The organism is Halomonas garicola (assembly GCF_031935715.1).
Taxonomy (GTDB): domain Bacteria; phylum Pseudomonadota; class Gammaproteobacteria; order Pseudomonadales; family Halomonadaceae; genus Vreelandella; species Vreelandella garicola.
On sequence record NZ_JASSZF010000049.1, the window covers coordinates 1 to 13,206 of the forward strand.

The 13,206-nt window shown below is 58.9% G+C and carries 12 protein-coding genes; all 12 read left to right on the forward strand.

Going from position 1 to position 13,206, the window contains the following annotated elements; all coding sequences use genetic code 11:
• Positions 1-305: 305 nt before the first annotated feature.
• The 12 genes from cuyA (at position 306) to RS027_RS12960 (ending at position 12,967) form a co-directional block, all read left to right on the forward strand.
• On the forward strand, positions 306-1,319 hold the full coding sequence (gene cuyA, locus RS027_RS12905; protein ID WP_311957593.1) for a D-cysteate sulfo-lyase: 1,014 nt from the start codon (positions 306-308) through the stop codon (positions 1,317-1,319).
• Positions 1,320-1,353: 34 nt separating this feature from the next.
• Entirely contained in the window at positions 1,354-2,727 is a 1,374-nt protein-coding gene (gene hisD, locus RS027_RS12910; protein WP_311957594.1) for a histidinol dehydrogenase, read from the forward strand.
• Positions 2,728-2,737: 10 nt separating this feature from the next.
• Positions 2,738-3,946, forward strand: coding sequence for a DegT/DnrJ/EryC1/StrS family aminotransferase (locus tag RS027_RS12915; RefSeq protein ID WP_311957595.1), 1,209 nt, complete (start codon positions 2,738-2,740; stop codon positions 3,944-3,946).
• Between the two features lie 31 nt (positions 3,947-3,977).
• Complete coding sequence (locus RS027_RS12920) at positions 3,978-4,961, forward strand: TRAP transporter substrate-binding protein (protein WP_311957596.1); 984 nt, start codon at positions 3,978-3,980, stop codon at positions 4,959-4,961.
• A 79-nt stretch (positions 4,962-5,040) separates the two neighbouring features.
• Positions 5,041-5,598 (forward strand): TRAP transporter small permease, encoded by a 558-nt coding sequence (locus tag RS027_RS12925; protein ID WP_311957597.1) that lies wholly within the window; start codon positions 5,041-5,043, stop codon positions 5,596-5,598.
• 5 nt (positions 5,599-5,603) lie between these two features.
• Complete coding sequence (locus RS027_RS12930) at positions 5,604-6,884, forward strand: TRAP transporter large permease (protein WP_311957600.1); 1,281 nt, start codon at positions 5,604-5,606, stop codon at positions 6,882-6,884.
• Between the two features lie 21 nt (positions 6,885-6,905).
• On the forward strand, positions 6,906-7,646 hold the full coding sequence (cuyB, locus tag RS027_RS12935; protein ID WP_311957602.1) for a cysteate racemase: 741 nt from the start codon (positions 6,906-6,908) through the stop codon (positions 7,644-7,646).
• 89 nt (positions 7,647-7,735) lie between these two features.
• Entirely contained in the window at positions 7,736-8,002 is a 267-nt protein-coding gene (locus RS027_RS12940; RefSeq protein ID WP_311957604.1) for an OadG family protein, read from the forward strand.
• Between the two features lie 79 nt (positions 8,003-8,081).
• The gene (gene oadA, locus RS027_RS12945) at positions 8,082-9,899 is read left to right on the forward strand and encodes a sodium-extruding oxaloacetate decarboxylase subunit alpha (RefSeq protein ID WP_311957605.1); all 1,818 of its coding nucleotides are present in this window, start codon (positions 8,082-8,084) and stop codon (positions 9,897-9,899) included.
• Positions 9,900-9,908: 9 nt separating this feature from the next.
• Complete coding sequence (locus RS027_RS12950; protein ID WP_311957606.1) at positions 9,909-11,231, forward strand: sodium ion-translocating decarboxylase subunit beta; 1,323 nt, start codon at positions 9,909-9,911, stop codon at positions 11,229-11,231.
• Positions 11,232-11,298: 67 nt separating this feature from the next.
• Positions 11,299-11,787 (forward strand): universal stress protein, encoded by a 489-nt coding sequence (locus tag RS027_RS12955; protein ID WP_311957608.1) that lies wholly within the window; start codon positions 11,299-11,301, stop codon positions 11,785-11,787.
• Positions 11,788-11,926: 139 nt separating this feature from the next.
• Positions 11,927-12,967: an AbrB family protein gene (locus RS027_RS12960; protein WP_311957610.1), complete on the forward strand. Its 1,041-nt coding sequence runs from the start codon at positions 11,927-11,929 to the stop codon at positions 12,965-12,967.
• The last annotated feature ends 239 nt before the right edge of the window (positions 12,968-13,206 follow it).

Genomic DNA, 13,206 nt, shown 5'->3' on the forward strand with positions numbered 1-13,206 from the left:
GTTCATCCGTGAGCATTTGTCGGGGCATGGCAGGCTTGCAGTTTGTTGGCGTAGGAACCTTTATTCTGCGAGCTTGCCCCTATCCTGCCAATACCCCTGCCATGAAACGTCAACAGACCCTAGTGTTTTTTGCTGGCTATGCAAAAAAATAACCGATCGTGAGTATCTTGGCATTGGTAAGCAACAAGACGTGGGGGCTAGCGTTGAGGGCAGACCGATCGGTTGTGAAACGTAGTATTCCGTTATTTAGCCGATGGTTGCGATGAGAGCACGTTATGCACAAAACCACCCGCCTGGAGGCCCGTATGCATCTTTCCCGTTTTCCCCGTGTTCGGCTTGGCCATCTGCCGACACCGCTAGAGCCCATGGATAATCTGAGCCGCCTGCTGGGCGGGCCGCGCCTGTGGATCAAGCGCGACGACTGCACCGGCTTGTCTACGGGCGGCAACAAGACGCGCAAGCTTGAGTTTCTGATGGCCGATGCCCTGGAGCAGAATGCCGACACCATCATCACTCAGGGGGCTACCCAGTCAAACCACGCCCGCCAGACCGTAGCCGCGGCCTGCAAGCTGGGAATGGACTGCCATATTCTACTCGAAGATCGTACCGGTAGTGAGGCTCCCGACTACAACTACAACGGTAACGTCCTCCTCGACCAGCTGCACGGTGCTACCGTCAGCAAGCGTCCGGGGGGTGCCGACATGGCGGCCGAGATGGAAAAGCTGGCCGAGCAGCTGAAGAGCGAAGGCAAAAAGCCCTACATCATTCCCGGCGGCGGCTCCAATGAAATTGGCGCGCTCGGCTACGTGAATGCAGCACTTGAGCTGCTGACGCAGGCGAACGACATGGGTCTGCAAATCGATCACCTGGTACACGCGACCGGCAGCGCCGGCACACAGGCCGGGCTTGTGACAGGCCTTGAGGCCTGCAATGCGGGCATTCCGGTACTGGGTGTCGGCGTGCGCGCGCCCAAGGATAAGCAAGAAGCCAACGTCTTTGCCCTGGCGCAGAAGACGGAAACCAAGCTGGGGCTGTCCGGCGTGGTCAACCGCGACAAGGTCATTGCCAATTGCGACTACGTTGGTGACGGCTACGGTGTTCCCACCGACAGCATGGTGGAGGCGGTGTCGCTGCTGGCGCGCCACGAAGGCATCCTGCTCGATCCGGTGTATTCCGGCAAAGGGATGGCCGGGCTGATCGATCTGATTCGCCAGGGGCACTTCAAGGAAGGTGAAGACGTGGTCTTCCTCCACACCGGCGGCAGCGTTGCCCTGTTTGGCTATACCAACGCCTTTGGGCTTCCTGACTACCAGGCCTAACGCGCAGGCCTAAGCCGGGCCGCTGAGCGGCTAAGTGTCTTTGGGCAACTTCAACGATCCTTTGAACTTTAGCTCCATTTCGGAGAAGACAATGACAATTCAGTATCTTAAGTCGGCGGAGGGAGGGGAAGAAGCCGCCTCCGAAGATCAGCGCACCACTGCCTCAGTGCAGAAAATGCTGGAGGATATCCGTGAGCGCGGTGAGCCCGCAGTCCGTGAGTATGCTGAAAAGTTTGACGGCTGGACCTCCGATTTCACGCTCAGCGACGCGAAGCGTAAGCAGCTTATCGATAGCGTGCCCCGGTCGGTGAAAGACGATATCGATTTTGCCCATCGCCAGATTCGGCGCTTCGCCGAAGCGCAGCGCGACAGTCTCACCCCATTTGAGATCGAGACCGAGCCCGGCGTTCGCCTTGGACAGCGGATACTGCCCGTCAACTGTGCCGGGTGTTACATCCCCGGGGGGCGTTTTGCCCATGCGGCATCGGCGCTGATGAGCGTCGCCACCGCCAAGGCGGCAGGCGTCCCCCACGTGGTCGCCTGCTCACCGCCGCGCGGTGACAGCATTAACCCGGCTGTTGCCTACGCGCTTGATGTGGCCGGTGCTGACGTGATCCTCGAAATGGGCGGCGTTCACGCCATGGCCACTATGGCCTTTGGCCTCTTCGACGGCCGCGAGGCAGATATTCTCGTTGGCCCGGGCAACGCTTATGTCGCCGAAGCCAAGCGGCTGCTGTTTGGTCAGGTGGGAATCGACGTGTTCGCCGGCCCCACCGAGTCGGCCATCATCGCCGATGATCAAGCCGACCCCATGACCATTGCCGTTGACCTGGTTTCTCAGGCCGAGCACGGAACGAATTCTCCGGTGTGGCTATTTACCACCAGCAAAGCGGTAGGGGAAAAAGTCATTGAGCTGGTACCCAAGGTTGCCGATGACATGCCCAACGCTGATGTCGTCCATGCAGCCTGGCGTGATCACGGTGAAGTCATCGTGGGCGACAGCCGCGAGGAAATCGTTGAGATCAGCGATCGCTACGCGTGCGAGCATCTCCAGGTCTTGTGCGAGGACCTTGACTGGTGGAAGGAGAGCCTCTCCAACTACGGTTCGCTGTTTTTGGGCGAAGGCAGCACGGTCACCCACGGCGACAAGTGCTCCGGCACCAACCATATTCTTCCTACCAAACGGGCTGGCCGCTATTCCGGCGGACTGAACGTGCACAAGTTCATGAAGGTGCTTACGACCCAGCAGCTGAGCGAAGAAGCCAACCGTACGTTTAGCGCGGTCGGCTCACGTATTTCGCGGGTTGAAGGTATGGAAGGGCATGCGCGGGCCTGCGACTGGCGTCTGACCAAATACTTCCCGGACGAGGACTGGCAGTTTCCGGTCCACCGTCAACAGCGCTATTGAGGTACGCCATATGCGCCGTTTCTCGAAATCTTTCACCCAGCAAGAACCGCTTTCCGACGCCTCGATTGACGCGGCGGTGGCGGTCATGCGCACCGGACGCCTGCACCGTTATAACCTGCTAGAAGGCGAGAAGGGGGAGACTGCACTGCTTGAGCAAGAGTTTGCTGACACGCTTGGCGTGCCCTTCGCGCTGGCCTGTGCCTCAGGCGGCTATGCGCTGCAGCTGGCGCTGCGTGCCTGCGGACTCCAGCACGGTGACGCCGTGCTGTGTAATGCCTTTACCCTCTCACCCGTGCCGGGCAGTATTCATGCCGCAGGCGGTCAAGCCGTTCTGGTCGACATCCTGGACGATACCACCATTGATCCGGATGACCTTGATGCGGCGGCGCGGGAAACCGGAGCGCGTTTCTTCATGTTGTCGCATATGCGCGGTCATATCGCCGACATGGATGCCGTCATGGCGGTATGTGAGGCCCACGGCATTACCCTGATTGAGGACTGTGCCCATACGTTGGGAGCCAACTTCGCCGGTAAGCCAAGCGGCACCTTCGGCAAGGTGGGCTGTTACAGCACGCAAACCTATAAGCACCTGAATTCGGGTGAAGGGGGGCTTCTTAGCTCGGACGATCCCGAAGTGATGCGTCGAGCGGTGGTGCTCTCCGGTTCCTACATGTTCTACGAGCGCCATTTGGCAGCGCCCGAAGCGGATGGATATGGCGAAGCCCGGCACGTGACGCCCAACATGAGCGGGCGGATGGATGACCTTCGAGCAGCCGTTCTGCGGCCGCAGCTGGCCGAGCTTGAAACGCGCAAGGCGCGCTGGAATGCGCTCTATCACCGCATGGATGCCGGCTTGTCCAGTATGGCGCGTTTTGAGCGCGTTCCCCGCCATGAAAAGGAAGACTTTGTCGGCAGTTCGATCCAGTTTCGCCTGCCGTCGCTCTCCCGTGAGGAGATTGCCGGTTTCGTCGCTGGCTGTGCCGAGCGCGGCATTCCGGTCAAGTGGTTTGGCCAGTCGCAGCCGGAAGACTATACCAGCCGCTATGATAGCTGGGGGTATCTCCCCGCGACTCGGCCACTGCCCAACGCCGATCGCATCTTGGCCTCCCTCTGCGATCTCCGTCTACCGTTGACTTTTGACGCTAAGGACTGCGACGACATTGTCCAGCTGATGGGCGATGCTATGGATGAAGTCACCCGCAAATCCAACACTGTGTAACACCAACCGCTTACCGACTGGAGTGATAACAATGTACAAGAAAACATTATTAACGACTGTCATCTTTTCCATCCTGAGCGTTCAGGCCGCCCAGGCTGAAACGTTCAAACTCGGCATGGGAGATCCCATGGACTCCGACCAGGGGGCGTTGGCGCAGCGCTTTAAACAAATGGTCGAAGAGCTCTCCGATGGTGAAATGCAGATAGAGCTGTTTCCTGGCGGTCAGCTTGGCGCTGAGACAGAAATGATCCAGGGAACTCGCATCGGCAAGCTGGATTTTGCCCTGGTAGGCGTGGGGAATCTAACGCCCTACGCATCGCGTCTGGGCGCCTTGACCATGCCCTATGCCATCCGCAGCCATGCGGATGCGGTTGAGGCGACTACCGGCCCGCTGGCCGACCGCTGGAACGATATTGCCGAGGAAGATGCCGGAGTACACATTGTCAGCTGGCTATACTCAGGCTTTCGCTACCTGACTAACTCTAAGCGTCCGGTGACCACTCTTGAGGACCTTGACGGTCTTAAGGTGAGGCTTCCCCAGAACGAACAGATGGTCGCTACCTATGATGCTTGGGGCGCTAATCCCATCAGCATGTCCTGGCCCGAAGTCTTCACCGGGCTGCAGCAGGGCGTTATCGATGGGCAAGACAACCCCTATATCGTCAACAATACAATGAAGTTCTATGAGGTGCAGGACTACCTTACCGAAGTGCATTATCAATACTCGCTACAGCCCATTGTGATGGGGGTTAGAACCTACCAGAAGCTGTCGGATGAAGAGCGCGCGATTATTGATCGGGCAGGTCTTGAATCGCAGCTATATGCGCTTCAGTTCCAGCTGACTGAGGCTCCCAAGGCACGTGCCAACATGGAAGAAGAGGGCGTCGAGGTGTCGACCCTGGAAGACGAAGACAAATGGATTGAGATTGCCAAGGAAGAGGTCTGGCCAGAGTTTTATGACGATGTCGGCGGTAAGGAAGCCTTCGATGAAATGCAAAAAGCTTTGGGCCGCTGAGTGAAATAGGGTGTGGCCGGGCAGTATATGCTGCCCGGCCTGGCTATGATCACTTACCCCATGAGGGGAGGATGCTCTCGTGTTATCAAAACTCAATTATATAGAAGACTACGCCTGCCGTGCCCTGCTTGCCGTGTTCGTCATCCTGCTCTTTGTCCAGGTAGTGATGAGGATGGTTCTTGGCATCGGTATGTCATGGATCGAAGAGCTGGCACGCTATTCTTTTGTTTGGTTTGTGTTTTTAGGCGCTACTCATGCGGCTCACCTGAGTGCGCATAACCGGCTGCAGGTGCATATCAACCTATTGCCCAAAAACATGGCCAAGGGGCTTTTGCTATTCGTAGACCTTATTTGGGTGGGGTTTTGTCTGGTGCTCGCTTACAAGAGTCTTGACCTTATCGGTCTGCTGCTTGAGTTTCCCTATAAGTCTCCGGCATTGGGCTGGTCCCTGGCTTACGTTTACTTTATTTTTCCGATTGCTTTTGTTCTGATGGCGTTCCGTGTTTTGCAGGTTCAGTATCTCAAGTTGGTGAAAGGTATTGAGCCGGGTGATGTAGAGAAGGAGGAAACCGACAAGATTACTGAGGACGAGTCCTACCAGAAAAAGAACGCTGACTCGAACACGGACAAGGGGTAAGAACAATGGCCGCAACAGTCCTTTTTTCATTTTTTGGGGTGCTGCTGCTTCTTGGCGCACCGATAGTGGTAGCCCTGGGTGTGGCTTCCATGGCGGTCTATGTGGTCAACGGACAAGATATAAGTTCGTTGATAGAGCTGGCGTTTTCCGCTATCAATTCGTTTCCCCTCATGGCGCTTCCATCGTTCATCCTTGCCGGTGCCTTGATGGGTGATGCGGGTATTGCCCGGCGCTTGATATATATCGCTGAGGAGCTAGCCGGGCCGGCGGCCGGCGGCCTTGGCGCGGCTACCGTCATCGCCTGCATGTTTTTTGGCGCTATTTCCGGATCCGGGCCGGCGACCACGGCCGCGGTGGGGATGCTGGTGATTCCAGCGATGATTGAGCGAGGTTACGGCAAGAGCTACCCTGCTGCGCTGACCGCAACGGCCGGGGGGCTGGGCGTTGTGATTCCTCCCAGTATGCCGTTGATCATCTATGGCGTAACGGCCAACGAGTCGATCTCTGCGATGTTTATGGCGGGGGTGATTCCCGGAGTGCTCCTCGGTGTAGGGCTGGTGACGGCCAACTATATCGCCGCCAAGCGCAACGGCTATCAGACAGAAGGGCACAGCTACGATGTCAAGCGTGTCGCCAAGGCTCTGAAAGACGGTATTTGGTCATTAATGGCGCCGGTAGTAATTCTTGGCGGCATTTATTCTGGCTTGTTTACACCAACCGAAGCCGCCGTAGTCTCCATTTTTTATGCCTTGTTTGTGGGTATCTTTATTCACAAAGAGTCATCTTTGCGCGGGCTTAATGAGGCCTTTCAAAGCACCACCTGGCTTACCGGACGCGTGCTTATCATTATGTTTACCGCCACCGCTTTCGGTCGCATACTGGTCGAGCATCAGATACCGGCGATGATTGCTCAGGGTATTCTCTATGTTACCGATAGCCTTTGGTTAATATGGGTGCTGGTGATTGGCTTTTTGTTAATAGTCGGCATGTTTATCGAGATTCTGGCGACGATCATGATTGTCACTCCGGTGCTTTTGCCCGTCATGGTCGAGCTGGGCGTTGATCCTGTTCATTTTGGCATCGTGTTGGTAGTGAGTTTGGGTATCGGCTTCTCCACGCCGCCGCTAGGCGAAAATATGTTTATTAGCTCAAGCATTGCCAATGTGTCGATCGAGCGGATTTCCGTGCGGGCCCTGCCCCTGGTTGGCTCTATGGTGGTGATTGATCTGGTGTTGGCATTTTTCCCCGAACTATCGCTGATGCTGCCTCGCATCATGGGCTTTTAATAGAGAGGTAATAGGCAAGCCATGAACAAGACCGCGAACCGTAACGATACCGAAGCGCAACATCCTGACCGCCACACGACGGTCGGAGTGCTGGGCGGCATGGGCCCCGACGCAACCTTGACGTTTATGCAGCGCGTGATTGATGCCACGCCGGCCGAAGATGATATCGAGCATGTGCATATGCTGGTCGATAACAATCCCAAGGTGCCCTCGCGGATCAAGGCGCTGATTGAGGGGACCGGGGAGAGCCCCGGGCCGACCATTGCCGCGATGGCTCGTCGCCTGGAGCAAGCCGGCACGGACTTTCTGGTAATGCCGTGCAATACCGCCCATTACTACTGGCAGGATGCCCAGGAGGCGGTGGATATCCCCGTCTGGCATATTGTGGCGATGACGCTGGACGAGGTCGTGCGCCAGGCGCCGGGGGCCAAAGTGGGTATGCTTTGCTCGCCGGCGCTGCGTAAAATCGGCCTTTACGAAAACTTTATCGAAGAGCGCGGCCTGTCGCTTTTGTACCCCGAAGACGAAGCGCCGGTGCTCGAGGTAATCCGTGCCGTCAAGCGCGGCCAGGGCCATCATGACGAAACGCTTGCCGCTTTCACCAGGGCCGCCGACGAGCTGCAACATCGTGGTGCCGACGTGCTGGTGCTGGCGTGCACGGAGCTCTCCGTGATCCGCGATGGCTTGACCACTCAGATCCCCGTTGTGGACAGCGTTCAGGTACTGGCTGAGGGAGTGGCAGCGGCAGCTGAAGGACGCTGAGGCCGTTGGTATGGAGCTTTTGGATAGCGCGCTCGCGCTAAGGTGCTATTTACCCTTGAGTCAATCGCGTTTGGAGGAAGCCAGTCTCTATGCAGGATGCCCAGCTAGTCAGTGAAAGTCTCGCGCTCATGCGAGTTGGCATGGGGTTCGTGGTGGTGTTTCTGACCGTGCTGGTCATGATCACGACCCTGATGTCCTGGTCCATTAGGCGCCTGTTCCCCGAGCCGCCCCCCGGCTCAACCGCACCGGCGCATCCACAAGCGATTGCCGAACAGGCGCGTCCCCATGAAGACAAGCAGTTAATCGCCGTGCTCAGTGCGGCGGTGCATCGCTATCGCCAGAATCACCCGCGCTGACATTGATAGCGCTTACCTGACGCTCCCATGCTCACAACGACTGCTCACAACGATGGCTCATAACGACAAGGAAACGACAATGAGTGAGACGAAACGCCCGCTAGGTATCACCGACGTCGTCCTGCGCGATGCCCACCAGTCGCTGCTCGCTACGCGCATGCGCCTAGACGATATGCTGCCCATCGCGGAGAAGCTTGATCAGGTGGGGTTCTGGTCGTTGGAATCCTGGGGCGGCGCCACCTTTGATGCCTGTATCCGCTATCTGGGCGAGGATCCGTGGGAGCGCATCCGGGCGCTGAAGGAAGTCATGCCCAACACCCCGCAGCAAATGCTGCTGCGGGGGCAGAACTTGCTTGGCTACCGTCACTATGCCGATGACGTGGTAGACCGCTTTGTCGAGCGGGCCAGGATCAACGGCATTGACGTATTTCGTGTCTTTGACGCGATGAACGACCCGCGCAATCTGGAGCGCGCCATTGGCGCCGTCAAAGCCAACGACGGCCACGCCCAGGGGACACTGTCTTATACCCAAAGCCCGGTGCACACTCTGGAAAGCTGGGTGGAGCTTGCCCAAACCATTGCCGCCATGGGCGCCGACTCGCTGGCGATCAAGGATATGGCCGGCCTGCTCAGGCCCTACGAAGCCTATGAACTGGTCACTCGGCTCAAGGCCACTCTGGATATCCCCGTCCAGCTGCACTGTCACGCGACCACCGGCCTATCGACTGCCACCATTCTCAAGGCCATAGAAGCCGGCATCGACAATGTCGATAGCGCCATTTCCTCGATGTCGATGACCTATGGCCATAGTCCTACCGAGTCAGTCGTGGCGATGCTCGAAGGCACTGACCGGGATACCGGGCTGGATCTTGAGCAGCTTGAGGATATCGCTGCCTATTTCCGCGAGGTGCGTAAAAAGTACGCGGCATTTGAAGGTTCGCTCAAGGGCGTCAACTCGCGCATTCTTGTCGCCCAGGTGCCCGGCGGCATGCTGACCAACATGGAAAACCAGCTCAAGGAGCAGGGTGCAGGCGACAAGCTGGATGAGGTCATGGCCGAAATTCCGCGCGTGCGGGACGACCTGGGGCTGATTCCGCTGGTTACCCCCACGTCCCAGATCGTCGGTACCCAGGCGCTGATGAACGTGATGATGGACGAGCGCTATGGGTCCATTTCGAGGGAGGTTCAGGCCTTGCTCAAGGGAGAATACGGCGCCGCCCCCGCGCCCTTTAATAAAGCACTCCAGGAGCGTGTTCTGGAGGGCGGCAAACCGATCACGCAGCGCCCCGCTGACCGTCTGTCGCCCGAGATGCAGCGGCTCGCCGAGGAGCTGGACGAGACGGCTAAACAGGAGAAGGTGCGCCTGGCCGAGGGCGAACGCCATATTGACGACGTCCTGACCTATGCGCTGTTCCCGCAAATCGGGCTGAAGTTTCTGCAAAACCGCGATACTCCCGAAGCGTTTGAAGCCGTACCGGGCAAGGCGACAGCGCCCGAGGCCCCGCAAGAGGGCGCCGGGAAAGCCGATAGCAAGGCTACGCCTGCCGGCCCCGAGACCTACACGATTAACGTCAACGGCACCTCTTATGTAGTTGAGGTGGTCGAGGGCGGCGATATCACCCAGGTGCAACAGCAAGCCCCGGCTTTGCCTGCTGAAAACGAAGCGCCACCGCCGGCGGCTCCCAGCGGAGTCAGCATCAATGCGCCGCTGGCCGGCAATATTTTCCAGATTAACGTCAAGCCCGGCGAGAGCGTTGCCGAGGACGAAGTGGTGCTTATTCTTGAAGCCATGAAAATGGAAACCGAAGTGCGCGCGCCCCAGAGCGGAACGGTTTCCGAGGTTAAGGTAGCGGAAGGCGATAGCGTATCCGTGGGCGACGCACTGATCGTGCTTTAAGGACACCTCATGGAAAAGATACTGACACTCTGGTACGGCTCCGGGCTATATAACCTGAGTCTTGGCCAGGCCGTGATGTTGTGTATTGGTCTGCTGCTGCTGTGGCTTGCCATTGCCAAGAAGTTTGAACCCCTGCTGCTGGTGCCGATCGGGTTTGGCGGTATCCTGGCAAATATTCCCGAAGCCGGGCTCGCGCTGTCGGCCGCCGAGCAGGCCGTCCATCAGGGACGCCCCGAACTGCTACAGCAAATGGCCGATGCCCTGCGGGTTGCGCTGCCGGCGGGTGGCGATCTGGAAACCTGGCGCCATGCGCTGGGGGAGGCGCTTAACGGCGATACGTCGCCGACACTCGTACGCTCCGCCAATGATATGGCCATGGATTCGGGCTACGCCCACGGGATGCTGTATCAGTTCTACCGCGTGGCTATCGCGTCGGGTATCGCCCCGCTGGTGATCTTCATGGGCGTGGGGTCGATGACCGATTTCGGGCCGCTGCTGGCCAACCCGCGTACGCTGTTTCTGGGGGCGGCGGCGCAGTTCGGTATCTTTGCCACCCTGCTCGGTGCGGTGCTTCTGACGGTCATGGGGTGGATGGACTTCAGCCTTGATCAGGCGGCGGCCATCGGCATAATCGGCGGCGCCGACGGCCCAACCTCGATCTATGTGTCGAGTATTCTGGCGCCGGAGCTGCTGGGTGCGATCGCCGTCGCTTCGTATTCGTACATGGCGCTGGTACCGCTGATCCAGCCGCCGATCATGCGCGCTCTGACGTCGCAAAAAGAGCGTGCCATTGCCATGACCCAGCTGCGTCCGGTTTCGGCGCTCGAGAAGATCGTTTTTCCGTTGGCGCTACTGATTCTGGTCGTGCTGTTTCTGCCCGATGCGGCCCCCCTGCTGGGGATGTTCTGCTTTGGCAACTTGATGCGCGAATGCGGCGTGGTCGAGCGGCTATCGACTACGTCACAGAACGCGCTGATTAATATCGTGACCATCTTTCTCGGGCTTTCGGTGGGCTCCAAGCTGATGGCCGACCGCTTTCTGGCGGTAGAAACCCTCGGCATTCTCTGCCTGGGCATTGTGGCTTTTGCGATAGGCACCGCTTGCGGGGTGTTGATGGCCAAGCTGCTCAACGCGGTCAGCAAAAACCCGATCAACCCGCTGATCGGCTCTGCCGGCGTATCCGCCGTGCCAATGGCAGCGCGGGTCTCCAACAAGGTGGGGCTGGAGGCTAACCCGCATAACTTCTTGCTGATGCACGCCATGGGTCCCAACGTGGCCGGTGTTATCGGGTCTGCCGTTGCCGCGGGTGTTATGATCAAATATTTAGGGTAAAGCAAGGCAATGCTTTGAGCGTTGTTGGCACCAGAGCATTCGCCGCCCGACAAGCCAAGGAGACAGTATGACCCAAGAGAAAAAGCGGATCCTGTGCAGCGTCGGCATGCGCGGCAACTGCGACCACGTGCTTGAACAGGCCGCTGACCTGGCGCTTGTCACCGGAGCCGACCTGCACATACTGCACGTCGCCAAGTCCTTTCCTGAGGACATGTTCAACACCTTGAAGACCAATATTCGCGACCGCGACACCTTGAGCGCACTGCTGGAACAGCGCCTTGAGGAGCGTCGCCTTGAGCTGGCCCAAAAAGTTGAAACGGCCTGTACACGCTATCCGTCGCTGCAGAAGGCAGTGCAGGAACAACGGGTTACTCAGTCGGTGCGGGAGGGTTATCCCGGCTCGGTCATTGCGCACTTTGCCACCGACGGCGGCTTCAGCATGATCGTGATGGCTGCCAACAAGCAGGGCAGCACGGCGTCTTACGCCGGCAAGATTACCAAAGGCGTCATCAAACGCGCGACGGTTCCCGTAGTGGTGGTGCCTGCCGCGCCTTGATGGCCTAGCAGAAGCTGAAGGCAGGGGGAGAAACTGCTTGCCGGCCGCCAGCGGTAGTGAGAAGGCTGACGCTTCGTCATCGGGTCTGCGTCTGGCGGGCCCGTCACTTTGACATTGGGGATATCCTGCTTTGCCCTCCGTGCTGTCTTCTCTGCGCCGGCTGTTACCCGCTCTCGCGCTGGGGCTTGCCGGCGGTACGCTGGCGTTTGCGCTGCACTTGCCGTTGCCTTGGCTGCTGGGCGCCATGCTGGCCACTACCGCAGCAAGTCTGGCCGGCGTGGAACTGCATTCACCGGCGCGCAGTCGTCAAGGCGTGCTGGTAGTGATCGGGGTGATGCTGGGCTCGGCGTTCACGCCGGATATCTCGGGTGCCCTGGGGCGGTGGAGTTTGAGCTTGGCAATCATGCTGGTCGCGACGGCGGCCATGATGGTGTTCTCGGTGTGGTTTTCACGGCGGATCGCCGGATACTCGCCGGATACGGCGCTGTATGCCGGCGTCCCGGGCGGCGTTTCACTGGTCACCATGATGGCGGCGGGAACCGGCGCTGATTTGAGAGTTATCGGCATCACCCACGCGGTGCGTATCATGGTGCTGCTGGTGGCCATTCCGCCGGTGTTGCAGGCCATCGGGCATGTGGATTTGGGCAATGCCACGCCGGATCCGGCTCGATGGCTTATGCTGCCGGGGCCGGCTGATACGGGTTGGCTGATCGCTGCCGGGGTGGGTGGTGCCTGGCTGGGACGTCGGCTGCGCTTGCCCAATGCCTTGCTGTTTGGGCCGGCGCTGGCCTCGGCGACGCTGCATCTCACCGGCGTCACCGAGGCGGCGATCCCGCCAGTGCTGGTGGCCCTGGCTCAGGTGCTTATCGGCGTTTCGATAGGTGTGCGCTTTGCGGGCACGTCGCTTGCACTGGTGGGTCGAGCCATGTTGATGGCGGTGGCTCAGGCGCTGGTGCTGCTGGTTATTGCTATTGTGACTGCCTGGGTCGGCCATTTGCTGACCGGCTACTCGGCCGCCGCGGCGTTGCTTGCCTATATGCCGGGCGGTGCACCCGAGCTCAGCCTGGTAGCGCTGACGCTGGGTATCGACCCGGCGTTCGTTACGACCCACCACCTGCTGCGCATTTCGCTACTGGCGCTTTTGCTACCCCTGTTACTCAAGCAAAAAGCAGCGGCCTGAGCGTTTTCTTCCGATTGCTTCGCGGCTTTTTGCGCTTTCAGGCTATGTTGATATGTTTATTCGGGTGTTTCACTCTCAAGGCGCACGCCCGGCGTTTTGCTGAATACATCAATGTTGGCTCTTCGACGTTTCATGTGGATTGGGCCTGATTCAGCATGCTCCCGACCGGGCTGCCAATCAGGTAGATCATGGTGATGAAGGTGCTTTCGTTGCGGTACCCGCGAGCACGTGAGCGGGCG